This is a genomic window from Litoreibacter albidus, assembly GCF_900107015.1.
In the GTDB taxonomy this organism is placed as follows: domain Bacteria; phylum Pseudomonadota; class Alphaproteobacteria; order Rhodobacterales; family Rhodobacteraceae; genus Litoreibacter; species Litoreibacter albidus.
The window spans coordinates 71,020-90,438 of record NZ_FNOI01000001.1; the positions used below are offsets into that span (position 1 = coordinate 71,020).

At 60.4% G+C, this 19,419-nt stretch carries 16 protein-coding genes; 13 read left to right on the top strand and 3 right to left on the bottom strand.

The window, feature by feature from the left end; translation table 11 throughout:
• The first annotated feature begins 22 nt into the window (after positions 1-22).
• From BLW66_RS00380 to BLW66_RS00395, 4 genes are all read left to right on the top strand, one after another.
• Complete coding sequence (locus BLW66_RS00380; RefSeq protein ID WP_089943321.1) at positions 23-2,200, top strand: primosomal protein N'; 2,178 nt, start codon at positions 23-25, stop codon at positions 2,198-2,200.
• Between the two features lie 62 nt (positions 2,201-2,262).
• Positions 2,263-3,333, top strand: a complete 1,071-nt coding sequence (gene hisC / locus BLW66_RS00385; RefSeq protein WP_089943324.1) for a histidinol-phosphate transaminase — start codon at positions 2,263-2,265, stop codon at positions 3,331-3,333.
• Entirely contained in the window at positions 3,334-4,248 is a 915-nt protein-coding gene (locus BLW66_RS00390; protein WP_089943327.1) for a prephenate/arogenate dehydrogenase family protein, read from the top strand.
• Positions 4,245-5,099: an extensin-like domain-containing protein gene (locus tag BLW66_RS00395; RefSeq protein ID WP_089943329.1), complete on the top strand. Its 855-nt coding sequence runs from the start codon at positions 4,245-4,247 to the stop codon at positions 5,097-5,099. Before BLW66_RS00390 ends, BLW66_RS00395 begins: the two co-directional genes overlap by 4 nt.
• On the opposite strand, the gene BLW66_RS00400 is transcribed toward BLW66_RS00395, so the two are convergent.
• A complete protein-coding gene (locus BLW66_RS00400; RefSeq protein ID WP_089943332.1) occupies positions 5,096-6,097 on the bottom strand; it encodes a DUF2125 domain-containing protein in 1,002 nt (333 codons plus the stop codon). The genes BLW66_RS00395 and BLW66_RS00400 overlap by 4 nt on opposite strands.
• A gap of 65 nt (positions 6,098-6,162) precedes the next feature.
• Between BLW66_RS00400 and BLW66_RS00405 the strand changes: the two genes are divergently transcribed.
• The 3 genes from BLW66_RS00405 (at position 6,163) to BLW66_RS00415 (ending at position 9,868) form a co-directional block, all read left to right on the top strand.
• Positions 6,163-6,699, top strand: a complete 537-nt coding sequence (locus tag BLW66_RS00405) for a gamma-glutamylcyclotransferase (RefSeq protein WP_089945574.1) — start codon at positions 6,163-6,165, stop codon at positions 6,697-6,699.
• Between the two features lie 81 nt (positions 6,700-6,780).
• Positions 6,781-8,001, top strand: a complete 1,221-nt coding sequence (locus BLW66_RS00410; protein ID WP_089943335.1) for a biopolymer transporter ExbB — start codon at positions 6,781-6,783, stop codon at positions 7,999-8,001.
• Between the two features lie 4 nt (positions 8,002-8,005).
• Positions 8,006-9,868, top strand: coding sequence for a peptidoglycan -binding protein (locus BLW66_RS00415; RefSeq protein ID WP_089943338.1), 1,863 nt, complete (start codon positions 8,006-8,008; stop codon positions 9,866-9,868).
• On the opposite strand, the gene BLW66_RS00420 is transcribed toward BLW66_RS00415, so the two are convergent.
• Together BLW66_RS00420 and clpA are read right to left on the bottom strand one after the other, a co-directional pair.
• Positions 9,855-10,820: a M23 family metallopeptidase gene (locus BLW66_RS00420; RefSeq protein ID WP_089943341.1), complete on the bottom strand. Its 966-nt coding sequence runs from the start codon at positions 10,818-10,820 to the stop codon at positions 9,855-9,857. The genes BLW66_RS00415 and BLW66_RS00420 overlap by 14 nt on opposite strands.
• Positions 10,820-13,153 carry an ATP-dependent Clp protease ATP-binding subunit ClpA gene (gene clpA, locus BLW66_RS00425; protein WP_089943344.1) on the bottom strand — a complete coding sequence of 778 codons (2,334 nt, stop codon included), beginning with the start codon at positions 13,151-13,153 and terminating at the stop codon, positions 10,820-10,822. The genes BLW66_RS00420 and clpA overlap by 1 nt, the downstream gene beginning before the upstream one ends.
• Positions 13,154-13,410: 257 nt before the next feature.
• Here clpA and BLW66_RS00430 point away from each other — a divergent pair, with 257 nt between their 5' ends.
• The 6 genes from BLW66_RS00430 to BLW66_RS00455 all read left to right on the top strand — a co-directional run bounded on the left by BLW66_RS00430 (position 13,411) and on the right by BLW66_RS00455 (position 19,305).
• Positions 13,411-14,172 (top strand): methyltransferase domain-containing protein, encoded by a 762-nt coding sequence (locus BLW66_RS00430; RefSeq protein WP_089943347.1) that lies wholly within the window; start codon positions 13,411-13,413, stop codon positions 14,170-14,172.
• Between the two features lie 287 nt (positions 14,173-14,459).
• Positions 14,460-15,026, top strand: coding sequence for a F0F1 ATP synthase subunit delta (locus BLW66_RS00435; RefSeq protein ID WP_089943349.1), 567 nt, complete (start codon positions 14,460-14,462; stop codon positions 15,024-15,026).
• 1 nt (position 15,027) lies between these two features.
• Positions 15,028-16,566, top strand: a complete 1,539-nt coding sequence (gene atpA / locus BLW66_RS00440; protein WP_089943353.1) for a F0F1 ATP synthase subunit alpha — start codon at positions 15,028-15,030, stop codon at positions 16,564-16,566.
• 15 nt (positions 16,567-16,581) lie between these two features.
• Positions 16,582-17,454 carry a F0F1 ATP synthase subunit gamma gene (locus tag BLW66_RS00445; RefSeq protein WP_089943355.1) on the top strand — a complete coding sequence of 291 codons (873 nt, stop codon included), beginning with the start codon at positions 16,582-16,584 and terminating at the stop codon, positions 17,452-17,454.
• Positions 17,455-17,472: 18 nt separating this feature from the next.
• Positions 17,473-18,897: a F0F1 ATP synthase subunit beta gene (atpD, locus tag BLW66_RS00450; protein WP_089943358.1), complete on the top strand. Its 1,425-nt coding sequence runs from the start codon at positions 17,473-17,475 to the stop codon at positions 18,895-18,897.
• A gap of 18 nt (positions 18,898-18,915) precedes the next feature.
• Entirely contained in the window at positions 18,916-19,305 is a 390-nt protein-coding gene (locus BLW66_RS00455; RefSeq protein ID WP_089943360.1) for a F0F1 ATP synthase subunit epsilon, read from the top strand.
• Positions 19,306-19,419: the final 114 nt, after the last annotated feature.

The window sequence follows — 19,419 nt, forward strand, 5'->3', positions numbered from 1 at the left end:
AGCAAACGGTGAAGGGGCAGTTGTGAGCGGATTTTTCCATGAAGGCGATTTGGTTGGCGTCGTAACCACCCAGCCGTTGGACCGCATGCTGGACTACAAAGCCCCCGAAGGCGGCTGTCACCTTGGCGCATTTGTGGAGGTGCCGCTTGGCCCGCGCAAGGTGTTGGGGGTCGTTTGGGGCGCGGGGAAGGGCGATTACGACCGCTCCAAAATCCGCTCCGTTATTCGGGTGCTGGACGTGCCCCCCATGCGGGCCGAGATGAAGGATTTTCTGACCCGCGCGGGGGCTTACACGCTAACGCCGCTCAGTTTGATGGTGCGCCTCGCCACCCGCTCCCCGGGCTTGGGGGATCCGCCTGCCATGCGCAAGATTTTCCGCATGGGCACGGGGCAGGTCGACCGCATGACCCCCGCCCGCGAAAAAGTGCTGGCGGTGCTGGAAGAGTTCGGCGGCCTGTCGTTCACGTTAAAGGAATTGGCGGAGCAGGCGGGCGTTGGCCCCTCGGTGGTGAAAGGCTTGGCCGCGCAGGGCGCTGTGCGCGAGGAGGACAGCCCCCGCGACTTGCCGTTCACGCCGCTTGATCCCTCCCGTCCGGGAAAGCAATTGACCGAAGATCAAGCCGCTGCCGTGGCGGCGCTGGACCGTGACGGATACTCCACCACGCTTTTGAAGGGCGTCACCGGATCGGGCAAAACGGAAGTTTATCTGGAGGCCGTTGCGGCCTGCCTGCGCCGTGGGCGGCAGGCTTTGGTGTTGTTGCCGGAAATCGCGCTGACGTCGGAATTTTTGACCCGTGTGGAGCAACGCTTTGGCGCGCGGCCCGCCGAATGGCACTCCGGCGTCACCATGACAGAACGCCGCCGTGTCTGGCGTATGGTCGCCGACGGTGGTGCGGAGTTGGTCGTGGGCGCGCGCTCCGCTTTGTTCCTGCCTTACCGCGATCTTGGATTGATCGTTGTGGATGAGGAACACGACAGCTCCTACAAACAAGAAGAGGGCGTTCTGTATAACGCCCGCGACATGACGGTTCTGCGCGCGTCGCTGTGCGGGGCGCAAGTCGTATTGGCCTCCGCCACACCCTCGCTGGAGACATGGGCCAACGCGGAGGCGGGTAAATATTCGCGCGTTGAGCTGACCTCGCGCTTTGGTGAGGCCGTGCTGCCAGAAATGCGGGCGATTGACATGCGCAACGAGGAGCTGCCCGGCTCGCGCTGGGTGTCGCCAAGTTTGCAAAAAGAGATCGCCAAGCGGATCGAATTGGGTGAGCAATCGCTGGTGTTTTTGAACCGCCGCGGCTACGCGCCGATGACGCTGTGCCGTGCGTGCGGCCATCAGATCGTGTGCGAGCACTGCGACGCGCGTATGGTGGAGCACCGTTTCCTCAAGCGCCTGATGTGCCACCAATGCGGCGAGACAAAACCAATGCCCACGGCCTGCCCCTCCTGCGAGGCGGAGGACCGGCTTGCCCCAATCGGCCCAGGCGTGGAGCGCATGGGGGAGGAACTGGCGGAGCTGTTCCCCGACGCGCGTGTGGTTGTGCTGTCGTCGGACCTGTACGGCACATCGCGAGAGTTGAAGGCCCATATTGAGGCCATCGCGGAGGGCGGCGCGGATATCATCATCGGCACGCAACTGGTCGCCAAGGGTCACAACTTCCCGCATCTGACGTTGGTGGGGGTGATCGACGCGGATTTGGGGCTGCAAGGCTCCGACCTGCGGGCGGCGGAGAAGACGTTCCAGCTGATGCGCCAAGTGGCAGGCCGCGCCGGTCGCGCCGAAAAGCGCGGGGCGGCATTATTGCAAACTTTCCAGCCGGAGCATCCGGTCATCACCTCCATCCTCAACGGCGACGAGGAGGCGTTCTGGCGTGCCGAAGCGGCGGAGCGTGAGCAGGCGGGCATGCCGCCCTATGGCCGCATGGCGGGGGTGATCCTGTCCGGCCCCGAGGTCGGGCCGGTGTTCGATTTGGGCAATGCGCTGGCGCGCAATGATGCGGCGCTAAAAAGGGTGGGTGCGCAGGTCTACGGGCCAGCCCCCGCGCCAGTTGCGCGTATTCGCGGACGCCACCGCGTGCGGCTGCTGGTGAAGGCGCCGAAAGGCGCGGCGCTGCAAGCCGCGATTGCCGAATGGATCAGGCCGGTGCGCCTGAAAGGCGACTTGCGATTGCAGATCGACATTGACCCCCAAAGCTTCTTTTAACACCTACCTTTCCAAGGGCGTCGGGGCTGGTTAAAACGAGCAGAACTTTGGGGATTACAAACATGACGATCACGCCGCAGCCGGGGATCATGGACATCAAGCTCTACCAGTCGGGGGCGTCGAAAATTGACGGCGTCACGGATGTGGTCAAGCTGTCGTCGAACGAAAACCCCCACGGGCCATCGAAGCGCGCTCTTGACGCATTCCGGCAGGCCGCTGGGGAATTGCACCTTTATCCCTCTACCGATCATGCCGACCTGCGCCACGCCATTAGCGAAGTGCAAGGCATGGACCCCGCCCGCATCACCTGCGGTGTTGGCTCTGACGAGATCATATCGTTTTTGTGCTACGCCTACGCCGGACCGGGTGACGAGGTTCTCTATACCGAGCACGGGTTCTCCATGTACCGCATATCGGCGCTGGCGGCTGGGGCCACACCTGTTGAGGTCGCTGAAACGGATCGTCACACCGATGTCGACAACCTGCTGGCTGGGGTGACGGACAACACCAAGCTGGTGTTTATCGCGAACCCCAACAACCCGACAGGCACCATGATCGGTGAGGCCGAGGTGGCGCGGCTGGCCGATGGCTTGCCGGAGGGGTGCTTGTTGGTCCTCGACGGGGCTTACGCGGAATTCGTGGAAGGTTTTGACGCGGGCAAGGCGATTATTGATGCACGCGAAAACGTATTCATGACGCGGACGTTTTCGAAGATTTACGGCCTCGGCGGCTTGCGCATCGGCTATGGCTACGGCCCGCAAGAGATCATCGACACGTTGAACCGTGTGCGCGGACCGTTCAATCTGGGCGTTCCTGCGTTGAAGGCCGCTGAAATGGCAATGCGCGACGTTGGCTACACCGAATGGTGTCGTAAGGAAAACGCCCGTATGCGCGGCTGGATGACAGAGCAACTGTTGGCCATGGGCATCGCCGTCGACCCGTCAGAGGCGAACTTCGTGCTGGCGCGGTTTGAAGATCAGGCCAAGGCCGAAGCGGTGGACGCGCATCTGAAATCCAAAGGTCTGATCGTGCGCTTGGTGGCCGGTTATAACCTGCCCGACTGCCTGCGCATTACGGTCGGCACGGAAGACGCCTGCAAACGGGTCATCGCGGCCATCAAGGAGACACTCTGAATGGCACATCTCTATGACCGCGTCGCCCTGATCGGGCTGGGCCTGATCGCGGGCTCCATGTTTCACGCCATCAAACGGGCTGGCTTGGCCAAGGAGGTCGTGGGCTACGCGCGCTCGGCGGAAACCCGTGACGTGGCGCGCGAAATTGGCCTTTGCGACCGTGTCGTCGATAGCGCGGCACAGGCGGTAGAGGGCGCTGATCTGGTGATGCTCTGCGTGCCGGTGGGGGCCATGGGCGCCGTTGCCGCAGAAATCGCTCCTTCCTTGCAGCAGGGCGCGCTGGTGTCCGACGTTGGCTCCACCAAAGCGGCTGTGATCGAGGCTGTTACGCCGCATCTGCCTGAAGGCGTGCATTTCATTCCCGCGCACCCGTTGGCAGGGACAGAGCAATCCGGCCCAAAGTCCGGCTTTGCGGAATTGTTCGATAATCGCTGGTGTTTGCTGACCCCACAGGAGGGGACTGACCCCGCAATGTTGTTGAAGTACAAGTCGTTCTGGGAGGGCCTCGGCTCCAAGGTCGACGAGATGGACGCGCAGCACCATGATCTGGTGCTTGCCGTCACCTCGCACACGCCGCACCTGATCGCCTACACGATGGTTGGCGTTGCGGATGATTTGGGGCGCGTGACCGACAGCGAGGTGGTGCAATACTCCGCCGCCGGTTTCCGCGATTTCACGCGGATTGCCGCATCGGACCCGACAATGTGGCGGGATGTGTTCTTGGCCAACAAGGATGCGACGCTGGAAATTCTGGGTCGCTTCACTGAGGAGTTGTTCGCGTTGCAACGCGCTATCCGCACCGGCGACGGCGACCATCTGCACGATTATTTCACGCGCACCCGCGCAATTCGTCGCGGCATTATCGAGGCGGGGCAGGACACCGATGCTCCAAACTTTGGCCGGAACGCCAAATGAAGCGCTTGGCCGTTGCCTGTTTTCTGCTTGCCGCAAGCGCCGAGGCCAATACCGCCACGTCGCAGCGCCCTATGCCAAGAACGGCGATTGCCACGGCACCAGCCCGCGCGGTGATCGTGGAGGTATCCGACAGCCAGCTAGCCCCTCGGCGCTCCGTGCGTCCGGTCGGACGGCGCGGTGGGGCCACAGCAGCAGCGACGACGAGAACCGGCGCGCGGTCCAATACCTTCGGCCAGCAGTTGAAGCAGGCCTTCCAGAAGAAACCAAAACCAGCGCGCGCCGCCACGGTCGCCCCAAAGGCGTCCAAACGCATCGCGAAAGGCTTGCAAGGCTCCGTCTGCGGCGACCCGAGCATTCGCGGCGAGAAGATCAGCCGCATACCGGCAAAGATGAACGGCTGCGGGTTGTCGAACGGTGTGAAGGTCACTGCGGTCTCCGGCGTCGCCCTGACGCAACACGCCAAGATTGACTGTAACACCGCGAAAGCGTTGAAAACGTGGGTCGATAACGGTGTGAAGCCATCGGTCGGGCGACGGGGCGGCGGGGTGAAATCGCTTCGGGTCGTGGCGCATTACGCCTGCCGCACCCGCAACAACAAGAAGGGCGCGAAAGTGTCGGAGCACGGTCGCGGTCGCGCGCTCGACATCGCGGCGATCAACCTGAAAGACGGCTCCTCTATGACCGTGTTGAAGGGGTGGCGCAGCGCAAAAAATGGCCCCGTGTTAAAGAAAATGCACAAGGCCGCATGCGGCCCCTTTGGCACTGTCCTTGGCCCGAACGCCAACCGCTACCACCAAGACCATTTCCACTTTGACACCGCGCGCTACCGGTCTGGTACATACTGTCGTTAACGCAGGTTCAGGCTAGGGGCCGCACCCACGGGCACCGGCCCAAGCAACGTGCGCCCGTCCTTGAATGTCAGCGGCACATCCAGCGATGTTTCGGAGCCGGACAGCCGCGCGACAAAGCCCAAGCCCAGCTCCGCCGCGGAGGCGTATTCGGCGGGCACAGCGCCAGCTTGTACCGCAAGCGCCAGCATTTCGCGCCAGTTGCGCGCATTCAGCGCAAGTTCACCAACCGCGAAACCTTGCTCGTCAACGCTCAGATCACCCTTGGCGCGCAGCTGCAATTCGCCCCATGTCCCGCGCGCGTCCTTGATGTTGAGCGCGGTGATGTCGGGGCGGCTGTCCTCAATGACCCGTATATCAAGCGGACGGGCGAAGCCGATTTCTGTGTCAAAGTTCAACCCCTCAATCACGTCGGGCAGGGTGCCGCCGCCGTCGAGCATGGCGCGCAATGCCTCGCCGGGGGTGACCGTGTCGGCCTGCGCCGCGATGTCGTAAGTGTTTTCCTTGCCCACGGTTTTCCGGATCGCCGCTGTCAGTTTGTCCGCGCCCGCTTTCCACCCGTTGGTGGAGGTCAGCGACGCGCCGTCTACCACGAGTGTTGCCGCGTCGAGCGTCAACGTGCTGTTCGGCAAAACCTTCAGCGATGCCGTCATCTTGGTGGTGTTGATGTCGATCTTCTGCAAAGGCGTCGCCAAGGTCTGTGTGTTTGGCCATGCGGCGATCAGATGGTTGGGTTGGTAACTCAGCGAAAACAGCTGAAAGAACGGCGCGCGCCAGTTCAGGCCGGTTTCTGGGTCCGTCAACACGATGTCGGTGATCATGGTGTCAAAACGGTTGGGGAAGCCGCGCACGGTCAAATCGGTGTACTCCACCTGCCACCCTTCCGCGCGGCGCGCGTCCAGCCAAGCCTCTGTCGCCTTTTGTGATGCGGTCGCGCCGATCACCCAGTAGGCGGCCCATGCTGTGGCGGCGACCAGCACGACGATGATTAGCTTGCGCATGTGGAATATCCTTTTCCCGAAACCCGTGATGCTGTTTACAGGCGCAGGAATAGAAGGACCAGATGATGACTGACACGCCGCTTTGGGTATTTGGCTACGGCTCTTTGATGTGGAACCCCGGTTTTACGCCGGCGGAGCAGGTACTGGCGCGCCTTGGCGGGTTTCACCGGTCGTTTTGCATGTGGTCCATCCATCACCGTGGCTCCGAGGAGGAACCCGGCCTCGTACTTGCGCTGGACGAAGCGGACGCGGTTTGTGACGGCGTGGCCCTGCGCGTGGCGGACGCCGAGCGCGATCAGGTGCTTGCATATTTGCGCGAACGTGAACTGGTCTCCGCCGCCTATGTGGAGCAGGTCCACGAGTTGGAGCTGCGCGACGGGCGCAAGGTTGCGGGCCTGTGCTATGTGATCGAGCAAGATCACATACAGTATTGCGGCGGTTTGGAGCTGGAACGGCAAGCGCAGGTAATTGCGAAAGCGGTCGGCGGGCGTGGCCCCAACACGGAGTATCTGTTCAACACCGCGCAACAGCTCGACGCGTATGGGATCAAGGATGCCGACATGGATTGGCTGGTCGCACGGGTGCGCCAGTTGGCGGGCTAGTTTGTCCTTTGAAAACCATCTGCCCGTCGGTATCATGCGTCCAACAAAAAGAAGTCCGAGCATGATAGAGGCGCCAATCTAATGGACACTCCAGCCGAGCGGCACCGCTCGCCACAATTCACGCAACCGGTCCGGCAGATCATCGTTATGCTGGTCATCCTTGGCCTTGTGGTCGCGGGCGGCTACTTTGCTTATCCTGCCGTTGCCCCCGTCTTCCTTGCGAACCCCTATCTGAACGGCGTGATCTTCGCGGTCTTTGTGGTCGGGGTGCTGGCCTGTTTCTGGCAGGTGTTGCAGCTGATTTCCTCGGTCTCGTGGATCGAGAGTTTCACGCAAGATCGGGCGGATCACGACGAATTTCGCGCACCGCTGTTGCTGGCCTCCTTGGCGGGCTTGCTGCGGTCGCGCGGCGCGCGCATGCAGATCAGCTCGGGCTCTTCGCGCACCATTTTGGACTCCGTCGCCACCCGCATGGACGAAGCCCGCGACATCACGCGCTATATCGTCAATCTACTGATATTTTTGGGCCTTTTGGGCACATTCTATGGTTTGGCCACCACCATTCCCGGTGTTGTGGACACCATCCGTTCGCTAAACGTTGAGGACGGTGAAAGCGGCGCGGAGGTCTTTGGCGAGTTGATGACAGGCTTGGAGGGTCAGCTGTCCGGCATGGGCACCGCCTTCGCGTCGTCCTTGCTGGGGTTGGCTGGATCGCTGGTCGTGGGGCTGTTGGAGCTTTTCGCAGGACACGGCCAAAACCGGTTCTACCGCGAGATGGAAGAATGGCTGTCCACCATTACCCGTGTCGGTTTTTCGGCGGGCGAAGGCGACGGTGGCGGCGCGTTCGACCAAGGGGTCGTGGCCACGGTGCTGGATCATATGGTGGAGCAGATCGACAGCCTTCAGGGTCTGTTTGTCCAAGGCGAGGCCAGTCGCGCTGCGTCGGCTGAAAAGCTGGATGTGCTCGTCGGCTCCTTGCGTAACTTAACTGACCGGCTGGATTTGACCATTGACCCGACCGACGCGCTGAACCGCGTGGCCGACGGGCAGGAGCGGCTGTTAGAGAAATTGTCGCAAGCAAATGAAGACGGGGTAGACCCCGAAAGCCGCATGCGCCTGCGCTCCATTGATGTGCAACTGCTGAAAATTCTGGAGGAGATGTCCTCCGGTCGCCAAGAAAGCATGTCGCAAGTGCACGGGGATTTGTCACAGGTCACGCAGGCCGTGCGCCAGATCGTGCGCGAGCAACGGCAGCGCCCATCAAACACCCGCAGACTGCCGGACCGCGAGCAGGGGGAGTAGCGCAATGGCGCTGTCCCGACGCAACGGCAAACGCTTCGAGGCCAACATCTGGCCGGGTTTCGTGGACGCCATGACCGCGCTTTTGCTGGTGCTGATGTTTGTCCTGTCGATCTTCATGATCGTGCAATTCATGCTTAGTGAGAAGATCACCTCGCAAGATGGGGAGTTGAACCAGCTCACCGGCGAAGTCGCGACCTTGGCGCAGGCGTTGGGGTTGGAGCAGCAACGCAGCTTCGGGTTGGAGCAGGACATCGAACAGTTGGATGCCGCCGCCGCTCAACAGGCCGCGTTGATTGCGTCCCTCACCGCGCAAAATGAGGCCAAGGCGGGCCGGATCGCCAGCTTTGAAGAACAGGTCGCGGGCCTTCTGCGTGACCGGACCAGCCTGCAAAACCAAGTGTCGTCCTTGACCGGTGATCTGGATGCATCGCAAAGCAAGGTCGCGGGGCTATCGGCACGGATCGAGGATATCGAAGCCGGACTGGCGCGCGAAATCTCCGAGAAAGAGGCGGCACAACTGGCCTTGGCCGCCGCCCGCGAAGAAATTGACGAAAGTGCGGAGGCCGCCCGTCTCGCCGCCGCCCGCAGGGAGGCCCTGCAAGCCATGGTCGCCGATCTGGAGGCCAAAACCGCAGAACAGGCCGAGGAAATCACCACCGCCGAGGCCGCGCGTTTGGTCGATGCCGCCGCGGCGCAGGCCCTGCGCGAGCGCCTGCAAAACGCGGACGCAGAACTCACCGCGATGACATTGGCATTGGAAGCGCAGCGCAAGGACGCGGAGGAGACGCTAACCCTGCTTGCCGCCGCCCGCGCCGCCGAGAAAACCCTAAACGAGGAACTTTCCGAGACGCGCACCGACCAAGCCAGCCTGAACGACAAATTGGCCGAGGCCTTGGCCGCACAGGTGCAAGCAAGCGCCAATCTGGAGGCCTCAATGAAAGCGGAGGACGCGCTGCGCGCCGAATTGGCGGAGGCGTTGAAAGCCAAAGACAGCTTGGCAACCGCGCAAACCACGCAAGACGAGTTGCGCCAACAACTCGTCGCGGCACTTGCGGCAAAGGCCGCAGCGGAGGCAGGGGCAGGCGACGCCCTGAGCGAAGCCGAGCAGAAAGCCGCGTTGCTTGCCGCCGCAACGGGGGAGCTTTCGGCGCAAAAGGCGATCAGCTTGGAAAGCCAGCGCAAGGTTGAAGCACTCAATCAGCAGGTCGCGGCCCTGCGCACGCAACTCGGTTCCTTGCAGTCCATCCTTGACGAGACCGATGCGCGCCGTGAGGCCGCTAACGTACAGGTGCAAAACCTCGGTTCGGAATTGAACTCCGCCTTGGCACTGGTCGCGTCGGAGCAACGCGCCCGCGCCAAACTGGAGGAAGCGGAGCGTTTGCGGCTGGAGGCCGAGGCGAAGGAGTTGAAAAACTACCGCTCCGAATTCTTCGGACAACTGCGCGCACTTCTTGGCAATCAAGACGGCATCCGTATCGAGGGCGACCGTTTCGTGTTTTCCTCAGAGGTGCTGTTTCGCCCGGGCCAAGCGGTGTTATCACCCGCTGGCAAGCAGGAGGTCGCCAAGGTCGCGGCGATCCTGTCGCGCGTGTCCGGCGACATTCCCGACACGCTTGACTGGGTGATCCGTGTGGATGGCCACACTGACAACGTGCCACTGTCCGGCTTCGGTGAATTCAAGGGCAATTGGGAGTTGAGCCAAGCCCGTGCCCTTTCCGTGGTCCGCTACATGAGCGCCGATCTGGGCATCGCGCCAAGCCGTTTGGCGGCCAACGGGTTCGGGGAATACCAGCCGATCACTTTGGAGGACACGCCAGAGGCGCGTGCGCTGAACCGCCGGATCGAGCTGAAACTTACCGAGAAATAGTGATCGTTTGCGTGGTGATAATCGTGTCGCCACGCGAGAACGTCACCACGCCGGTATAGCGCCCCGTGGGCCATCCACCGGCAGGCTTCTTACGCCCTGCCGCGCGAAATACCTGCGCTTGCGGCGTCTCGAATGTGGTGGTCTGATCGTGGCGCCAGCCGTCTGGGCCTTTGATGTCAAACGTCATAGTGTCGCCTGCGCGCGTGCCGAACGCGTAGCCCCAAAGGACCAAGCCCGAGGCGTCTGCGCCCAAAGTAGCAGGGTCGGGCAAGCCCGCTTTGATGCTGTCGAAGCTTGGCACGGCCTCCGCGAAACCGATATCCAACAACGCGCCAGCCTGATAGGCGACAGGGTCTTCCCAAAGGGTTCTGCCGGACGGGCCGCAGCTGCCCGCGTCGGCGTCGGGCGCGAAGGGGTCAACGACGGTGCCGTTGTGGCGCAGCGACATGTGAATGTGCGGGAAGACCGTTTTGCCACTCATCCCGACCAGCCCAAGCGGCGTGCCCTTGGCGACGCGCTGGCCCTTCTCGACACGTATAGAGCCGTTTTTTATATGGCAGTACTGCGTTTCCCAACCATCGCCGTGGCTGATAACCAAGCCGTTGCCGCAATCTTTGCCATCAAGAGCGGGCGCGTTCGGCGCGTTGGACGCAATGTCGGGCATGCCGTCGCGGGTGGCGCGGACCGTGCCGGGGGCCGCTACGAGAACCTTAATTCCCGCCTCTAGGTCTTTGAGGGTCGCGACGCGAATGTCAGTGCCCTTGTGCCCGTCATAGGTGAGCGCGCCGCACGCGTGGTCTTGCGCGGCTGGGCTTGGATCGCTGTCGACGTAATTTTGGATAAAGCAGGTTTGTCCCAGATCGCATTCTATCGGCAGGGACAAAAGTGGGTCTTTCGCGGCCACAGGGGCCGCGAAAAACGGTGTCATAAGTGCCAAGATAACGGCGCGCATTACTCAGCGGTGAGCATCGGCGGCTTTTTCTTGGAGGTGATCCGCGCAGTCTCCGGCTCTAGGATCGTCAGGCTGATTTCACCCTTCTTGACGCCAACCTTGACCACGCCGCCTTTGGCGAGTTTGCCAAACAACAGCTCCTCGGCGAGCGGCTTTTTGATGTGCTCTTGGATGACACGGCCCAAAGGTCGCGCGCCCATTTTGTCATCATAGCCCTTATCGCCAAGCCAGTCTGCCGCGGCTGGGGTCAGCTCAATCGTCACGTTGCGGTCCATAAGCTGGGCTTCAAGCTGAAGCACGAACTTCTCGACCACGCGGGTGATGATCTCTTTGCCGAGCGGGGCAAAGCTGATCACAGCGTCCAGACGGTTGCGGAATTCCGGCGTAAAGGTGCGCTCGATCGCGGCGGTGTCCTCGCCCTCGCGGCGGTCGCGGCCAAAGCCGATCGCCGATTTGGACATCTCCATGGCACCCGCGTTGGATGTCATGATCAAGATTACGTTGCGGAAGTCCACTGTCCGGCCATTGTGGTCGGTCAGCTTGCCGTTATCCATCACCTGCAACAGAATATTGTAGACGTCGGGGTGGGCTTTCTCCATCTCGTCAAGCAGCAGCACACAGTGCGGGTGCTGGTCAACTTGGTCGGTCAGCATGCCGCCTTGGTCAAAGCCGACATAGCCAGGAGGCGCGCCGATGAGGCGGGAGACTGCGTGTTTCTCCATGTATTCCGACATGTCGAAGCGCAGCAATTCCACGCCAAGCGTGCTTGCCAGCTGTTTGGCGACTTCCGTTTTGCCGACACCGGTTGGCCCTGCAAACAGGTAGTTGCCGATGGGCTTTTCAGGCTCACGCAGGCCGGCACGCGCCAGCTTGATCGCGGAGGACAACGCATCAAGCGCCGCATCTTGCCCGAAGACCACGCGTTTCAGCGATTTCTCCAGATCCTTCAAAACAGCCGCGTCGTCTTTGGACACGTTCTTCGGCGGGATGCGGGCGATCTTGGCCACGACGGCCTCGATTTCCTTGGCCCCGATGGTTTTGCGCCGCTTGCTATCGGCAAGCAGGTGCTGCGCGGCACCGGCTTCATCGATCACGTCAATCGCCTTGTCTGGCAACTTGCGGTCATGGATGTAGCGTGCCGCCAGCTCCACTGCCGATTTGATCGCATCCGTGGTGTATTTGATGTCGTGGTGTTCCTCAAAGTAAGGCTTTAGGCCTTTGAGGATTTTGATCGCGTCATCTACTGATGGCTCGTTCACGTCGATCTTCTGGAAACGGCGCGCCAAGGCGCGGTCCTTTTCGAAGTGCTGGCGGAATTCCTTATAAGTAGTGGAACCCATGCACCGCAGCTTGCCGCCTTGAAGCGCAGGCTTCAGCAGGTTGGACGCATCCATCGCACCGCCAGAGGTCGCGCCCGCGCCGATCACCGTGTGGATTTCGTCGATGAACAGCACCGCGTCTGGGTGTTCTTCCATTTCCGTCATTACCGCTTTCAGGCGTTCCTCAAAGTCGCCGCGGTAGCGGGTGCCAGCCAGCAACGCGCCCATGTCGAGCGAGTAGATCGTGGCGTTCGCCAAGATATCAGGCGTCTGCCCTGCGACGATCTTATGTGCCAAGCCTTCCGCAATCGCGGTTTTTCCGACGCCGGGGTCACCCACCAGCAGGGGGTTGTTCTTGCGACGGCGGCACAGGACTTGAATGCACCGCTCTACTTCTTCGGCGCGGCCGATCAGCGGGTCCACATCGCCTTTTTGCGCCTTGGCGTTCAGGTCGACACAATACTTCGAGAGGGCGGATTCCTTGCCGTCTCCTTCAACCTCGCCAGCTTCGGGCGCCATTTCGTCGTCAAACTCGGAGGAGCCTGTGATCGGACGCGCCTCGCCGAATGTCGGGTCTTTGGCGACGCCGTGGGCGATGAAGTTCACCGCGTCATAGCGGGTCATATCCTGCTCTTGCAGGAAGAAGGCGGCGTTGCTTTCGCGCTCCGCAAAGATAGCGACAAGCACGTTGGCGCCTGTCACTTCGGTGCGGCCAGAGGATTGCACATGGATAGCCGCGCGCTGGATCACGCGCTGGAAGGCAGCTGTTGGCACAGCTTCGGAGCCCTCAACGTCGGTGACCAGCGTCGACAGTTCGTCTTCGATGAACTCAACCAGCGTGGCGCGCAGCACGGTAAGGTCCACGCCGCATGCGTTCATGACCTTGGCGGCATCCGGCTCGTCAATGAGCGCCAGAAGCAGATGCTCCAGCGTGGCCAGCTCATGGCGGTGGGTATTGGCCTGCGCCAACGCCGAATGAATTGCTTTTTCGAGAGTGTCTGAAAATGACGGCACCCTATGCTCCTTTATTAACGAGGGCAGCTTCTGGGTTGAGGACCCGGTCGCTACCATTGCCTCTTAGACCTTACAGTTCGGTTTATATCGCCGATCTTCAAGTCTTTTCTTTTCACAATGAGCGTGATCGACCCGAAATGAAAGGAAGTTCTGTCGGTAATGGGCCCCGACCTTGGACCTTCAAGTAAGATGTCGCCAAGCCTTTGCAAGGGATCAAAAGCGTTGCACAGTGATTGGGACGCACAAAGGGCCGGTTCATGCATCTAGACGTTCAGGACTTGAAGAAATTCTACTACCGCACGGGGCTGGGGCGCGTGGCGCAACGCGCGGTGCGCGATCAGGTGCGCGCGCTGTGGTCGGACACCAAAGGCCAGACCGTTGTGGGCTACGGCTTTGCCGCGCCCTTGTTGCGGCCATTTATCGGGGAGGCCCGTCGGGTCATGGCCCTGATGCCCGGCCCGCAGGGGGTGATGCATTGGCCCGCGGGGCAGGCGAATATGTCGGTTCTGTGCGAGGAGGCCTTGTGGCCGATGGAGACGGGGCTGGCCGACAAGCTGGTGGTGATGCACGGGCTTGAGACCACGGAGAACCCGTCGGCGCTGCTGGATGAATGCTTTCGCGTGCTGGGGCCGGGGGGGCGGGCGCTCTTTGTGGTGCCAAACCGCGCGGGCCTGTGGTCGCGGCGCGATGGCACGCCGTTTGGTTACGGGCGGCCCTACTCGCTGACCCAGCTGGAAACCCAGCTCAAACGTCACGCTTTCACCCCCGAAAGTCACCGTGCGGCGCTGTTCTCGCCCCCCAGTCAACGCAAGTTCTGGCTGAAATGGGCCCCCACCTTCGAGCGGGTCGGCAGTAAGCTGTCCACCTATTACGCAGGCGGGGTGCTGATCGTGGAGGTCAGCAAGCAGGTCTACGCCCCGAAGAAGCGCGGGCTGTCAGTGCGGGTGCGCGCGCCGCTACGCATATTGGAGGGGGCTGCGAATCCTGTGTCGGGGCGTCAGGCGAATGATCCGAATTGAACGGATGTTTTGGTGACTCGGAGCCGCCAGCCTGCATGAATCGGGGTGGGGCGGCGCATTTAATGTGGCTTCAATCGGTCGCACCTGTGGGCACAATCGCCTGTTCCCCAATAAAAGAAGGAAAACAGGCGCATTCTTTCGACACTATTATATTAGTCTTCCCTGTTGCGGTACGCACCCCGCTTTGCTAGATCAGCACTGATTTTGAAGGCTGCGGTGGACGCGGCCTTTCTTGCAACGGCCGTAACAGACTTCAGCAGAGGTTTGCCGGCCTCGTTATCGGAAGGGTGGACGTGTCCGAACCAGTCTCGATCTCCACAGGCATCGCCGGTCGCTACGCGACTGCCGTGTTTGAATTGGCCAAGGAAGGCAAGAAGCTTAAGGCGTTGGAAACCGACGTCGATACGCTGGATGCTGCATTGGCCGAAAGTGCTGACTTTCGCGATTTGATCGCTTCGCCGCTGTACTCTCGGGAACAGCAGGCGGAGGCCATTGTGGCAATCGCAAAGAAAATGAAGCTGTCGCCAGTTGTGGCCAACACGCTGAACCTGATGGCCACCAAGCGCCGTCTGTTCGTTCTGCCGCAGTTGGTCGTCGCGCTGCGTGGGCTGATCGCCGACGAAAAAGGCGAAGTTACCGCTGACGTCACTGCCGCCAAGGCGCTGACCAAGGTGCAACAAGACAAACTTGCCAAGACGCTGACCGCGACTGTGGGCAAAGATGTGAAAATCAATATGTCCGTCGATGAAAGCCTCATCGGCGGTCTTGTCGTAAAAGTGGGTTCCAAGATGATCGACACGTCGATCCGCTCGAAACTTGCTTCCCTCCAGAATTCCATGAAAGAGGTCGGATAAAATGGCGATCCAAGCTGCAGAAATCTCTGCGATCCTGAAAGACCAGATCAAAAACTTCGGCAAAGAAGTCGAAGTTGCTGAAGTTGGTCGTGTATTGAGCGTTGGTGACGGTATTGCCCGCGTTTACGGTCTCGACAATTGCCAAGCTGGTGAAATGGTCGAATTCCCTGGTGGCATTCAAGGCATGGCCCTGAACCTCGAAAACGACAACGTTGGTGTTGTTATCTTCGGGTCGGACAGCCTCATCAAAGAGGGCGACGTTGTTAAGCGTACGAACTCTATCGTGGACGTTCCAGTCGGTGACGAGCTGCTCGGTCGCGTTGTTGACGGTCTGGGCAACCCGCTGGACGGCAAGGGCCCGATCAAAACCAAGAACCGCGCAGTGGCTGACCAAAAAGCCCCGGGCATCATTCCACGTAAATCGGTTCACGAGCCGATGGCGACTGGTCTGAAATCCGTTGACGCGATGATCCCAGTTGGCCGTGGCCAGCGCGAATTGATCATTGGTGACCGCCAAATCGGTAAAACAGCTATCGCGCTTGACGCGATCCTGAACCAGAAGTCCTACAACGACGCCGCTGGCGACGACGAGAGCAAGAAGCTGTACTGCGTCTACGTGGCTATCGGCCAGAAGCGCTCCACAGTGGCGCAGCTGGTTAAGAAACTCGAAGAGTCCGGCGCGATCGAGTACTCGATCGTTGTTGCTGCGACGGCTTCTGACCCTGCTCCGATGCAGTTCTTGGCGCCTTACGCCGCGACTGCGATGGCAGAGCACTTCCGCGACAATGGCCGCCACGCGCTGATCATCTATGATGACTTGACCAAGCAAGCCGTGTCCTACCGTCAAATGTCCTTGCTGCTGCGCCGCCCACCAGGGCGTGAAGCATACCCAGGCGACGTTTTCTACCTCCACTCCCGTCTGCTTGAGCGTTCTTGCAAATTGAACGAAGACAACGGGTCCGGTTCCTTGACGGCGCTGCCGATCATCGAAACCCAAGGTGGTGACGTGTCTGCGTTTATTCCAACCAACGTGATTTCGATCACCGACGGTCAGATCTTCCTTGAGACTGAATTGTTCTACCAAGGCATCCGCCCAGCGGTGAACACCGGTCTGTCGGTGTCTCGTGTTGGTTCGTCCGCGCAGACAAACTCGATGAAATCTGTCGCTGGTCCGGTTAAGCTGGAACTCGCACAGTACCGTGAGATGGCAGCCTTTGCGCAGTTCGGCTCCGATCTGGATGCCGCAACACAGCAGTTGCTGAACCGTGGTGCGCGTTTGACTGAGCTGATGAAACAGCCACAGTACTCGCCACTGACCAATGCTGAAATCGTTTGCGTCATCTACGCAGGCACCAAAGGTTACCTGGATAAGATCGCCGTCTCTGACGTTGGTCGCTTCGAGGCTGGCCTGCTGGCGCACCTGCGTGGCAAGGGCAAAGCGGTCCTGGACATGATCACCAAGGATGACCCCAAGATTAAGGGCGATGCCGAGGCAGCCGTTAAGGCCGAGATCGACGCGTTCGCAGCTGACTTCGCATAAGGGGGGCTTAGGCACATGCCAAACCTCAAGGTTCTAAAAAATCGGATCGCGTCGGTCAAATCGACCCGCAAGATCACGAAGGCGATGCAAATGGTCGCCGCTGCTAAACTGCGCCGTGCGCAGGAAGCAGCGGAGGCTGGCCGCCCCTACGCTGAACGGTTCAATGCCGTTATGGCGCAGTTGGCCGGTGGCGTTTCCGGCGACAGCGGCCCAAAGCTGCTGGTCGGTAACGGCTCCAACCAGACGCATCTGTTGGTTGTCATGACCGCAGAACGTGGGCTGTGCGGTGGCTTCAACGGCAACATCGCCAAACTGGCGCGTGTTGCTGCAAACAAGCTTCTGGCCGAAGGCAAGACGGTTAAAATTCTGACCGTTGGCAAGAAGGGCCGCGAGGCGCTGAAGCGTGATCTTGGATCCCACTTCATCGGCCACGTCGATCTTTCGGAAGTCAAAAAGCTTGGGTATGCCGACGCGTCGGGTATCGCGCAGGACATCTTGTCCCGCTTTGATACTGGCGAGTTCGACGTGGCGAAGATCTTCTATGCGACCTTCCAGTCCGTCATCAGCCAGACCCCGACCGAGCAGCAAATCATCCCCGCAGACTTCAGCAATGTTGACGCAGGCGATGTGAGCACGGTTTACGACTACGAGCCCAGCGAAGAAGGCATCTTGGCCGACTTGCTGCCGCGCGCAGTTGCCACGCAAATCTTCTCGGCCCTGTTGGAAAACGGCGCCTCGGAGCAGGGTGCACGGATGTCCGCCATGGACAACGCGACCCGCAACGCAGGCGAAATGATCGACAAACTGACCGTAGAGTACAACCGCTCGCGTCAGGCTGTGATCACCAACGAGCTTATCGAAATCATTTCGGGCGCGGAAGCGCTCTAGACCCCGGAGAACCTCAACATGGCCAATGTTAAAGGCAAAATTACACAGGTTATTGGTGCGGTCGTCGACGTTCAATTCGACGACACGCTGCCCGAAATCCTGAACGCGCTGACAACAGACAACAACGGCAAGACGCTGGTGTTGGAAGTTGCGCAGCACCTTGGCGAAAACACCGTTCGTGCGATTGCTATGGACGCCACCGAAGGCTTGGTGCGCGGTCAGGAAGTGATCAACACCGAAGGTCAGATCACTGTTCCAGTGGGCACCGGCACTTTGGGCCGCATCCTGAACGTGACTGGCGACCCAGTGGACGAGCAGGGTCCGGTTAAAGCAACCCAACGCCGCCCGATCCACGGTGAGGCACCTGCTTTTGAAGACCAGTCCACAGCGACTGAAATTCTGGTGACAGGCATCAAGGTTATCGACCTGCTGGCTCCATACACCAAAGGTGGTAAAATCGGCCTCTTCGGTGGTGCGGGTGTTGGTAAGACAGTTTTGATCATGGAACTGATCAACAACATCGCGAAGGTGCACTCCGGTGTGTCCGTGTTCGCGGGTGTTGGTGAGCGGACCCGTGAAGGGAACGACCTTTACCACGAGATGATCGAATCCGGCGTTATCGTTCCAGACAACTTGGAAGAATCCAAAATTGCGCTGGTCTACGGCCAAATGAACGAGCCTCCAGGTGCGCGTATGCGTATCGCTTTGACTGGTCTGTCCTTGGCTGAGCAGTTCCGCGATGACACGGGCTCCGACGTTCTGTTCTTCGTGGACAACATCTTCCGCTTCACGCAAGCCGGTTCCGAGGTGTCTGCGCTTCTGGGTCGTATCCCGTCTGCTGTGGGTTACCAGCCAACGCTGGCCACCGACATGGGCGCGATGCAAGAGCGTATCGCCTCCACGAAAGCGGGTTCCATTACGTCTGTGCAAGCCGTTTACGTGCCTGCGGATGACCTTACCGACCCTGCACCAGCGACCTCCTTTGCGCACCTTGACGCGACAACGGTTCTTGACCGTTCGATCTCGGAAAAAGGCATCTACCCTGCGGTTGACCCGCTCGACTCCACGTCGCGCCTGATGGACCCAGCGGTTGTTGGCGAAGAGCACTACGGCGTGGCCCGTAGCGTTCAAGGTATCCTGCAACGCTACAAGTCGCTGCAAGACATCATCGCCATCCTTGGCATGGACGAGCTGTCCGAGGACGACAAATTGGCTGTGGCACGTGCCCGTAAGATCGAGCGCTTCCTGTCGCAACCATTCGACGTGGCAAAAGTGTTCACCGGCTCTGACGGTAAGCAGGTTGCTTTGGAAGACACAATCGCGTCGTTCAAGGCTGTTGTCGCTGGCGAGTACGATCACCTTCCGGAAGGCGCTTTCTACATGGTAGGCGGCATCGACGAAGTGGTTGCTAAAGCCGAGAAAATGGCTGCTGACGCAGCCTAAGTTCAAGGAGGCCATCACATGGCTGAGATGATGCAATTCGACCTGGTCTCGCCCGAGCGGCGCTTGGCTTCAGTGCAGGCTTCCGAGGTTCAAATCCCCGGGGCCGAGGGTGACTTCACCGCAATGGCGCTTCACGCGCCGGTGATCACCACACTGCGCCCTGGCGTTTTGAAGGTTGTGACGGCGTCCGGCACAGATGAATATCTGGTGACGGGCGGTTTCGCCGAAGTGGGCACGGCTGGTACGTCCGTACTGGCCGAGCGCGCCTATGCAAAAGCAGACCTGACGCCTGCGTTGTTGGAGGAGCTTGTCAAAGAAGCGAACCTTCAGCGCGACGCAAGCAACACGGATGCAGCGGCGAAATACGCGGATGATCTCGTTGCGGCGAGCGCCCAGATTACAGGCTAAACCTGTCCTCAAGCGTGTTTTACGCAACGTTCTAAAAGAAAGCCCCGCATCGTCGGGGCTTTTTTTGGGTTTACCCCAGTGTAAGGGTTACCCTAAGGAATGCAGACACAATGT

What these genes read in the sequence shown, in the direction of transcription:
- BLW66_RS00420 (WP_089943341.1), bottom strand. Translation starts at nt 10,820, where the DNA reads ATGCGCGCCGTTATCTTGGCACTTATGACACCGTTTTTCGCGGCCCCT.
- BLW66_RS00410 (WP_089943335.1), top strand. Translation starts at nt 6,781, where the DNA reads ATGGACACTCCAGCCGAGCGGCACCGCTCGCCACAATTCACGCAACCG.
- BLW66_RS00400 (WP_089943332.1), bottom strand. Translation starts at nt 6,097, where the DNA reads ATGCGCAAGCTAATCATCGTCGTGCTGGTCGCCGCCACAGCATGGGCC.
- BLW66_RS00445 (WP_089943355.1), top strand. Translation starts at nt 16,582, where the DNA reads ATGCCAAACCTCAAGGTTCTAAAAAATCGGATCGCGTCGGTCAAATCG.
- BLW66_RS00430 (WP_089943347.1), top strand. Translation starts at nt 13,411, where the DNA reads ATGCATCTAGACGTTCAGGACTTGAAGAAATTCTACTACCGCACGGGG.
- BLW66_RS00415 (WP_089943338.1), top strand. Translation starts at nt 8,006, where the DNA reads ATGGCGCTGTCCCGACGCAACGGCAAACGCTTCGAGGCCAACATCTGG.
- BLW66_RS00455 (WP_089943360.1), top strand. Translation starts at nt 18,916, where the DNA reads ATGGCTGAGATGATGCAATTCGACCTGGTCTCGCCCGAGCGGCGCTTG.
- BLW66_RS00390 (WP_089943327.1), top strand. Translation starts at nt 3,334, where the DNA reads ATGGCACATCTCTATGACCGCGTCGCCCTGATCGGGCTGGGCCTGATC.
- atpD (WP_089943358.1), top strand. Translation starts at nt 17,473, where the DNA reads ATGGCCAATGTTAAAGGCAAAATTACACAGGTTATTGGTGCGGTCGTC.
- BLW66_RS00405 (WP_089945574.1), top strand. Translation starts at nt 6,163, where the DNA reads ATGACTGACACGCCGCTTTGGGTATTTGGCTACGGCTCTTTGATGTGG.
- BLW66_RS00395 (WP_089943329.1), top strand. Translation starts at nt 4,245, where the DNA reads ATGAAGCGCTTGGCCGTTGCCTGTTTTCTGCTTGCCGCAAGCGCCGAG.
- hisC (WP_089943324.1), top strand. Translation starts at nt 2,263, where the DNA reads ATGACGATCACGCCGCAGCCGGGGATCATGGACATCAAGCTCTACCAG.
- atpA (WP_089943353.1), top strand. Translation starts at nt 15,028, where the DNA reads ATGGCGATCCAAGCTGCAGAAATCTCTGCGATCCTGAAAGACCAGATC.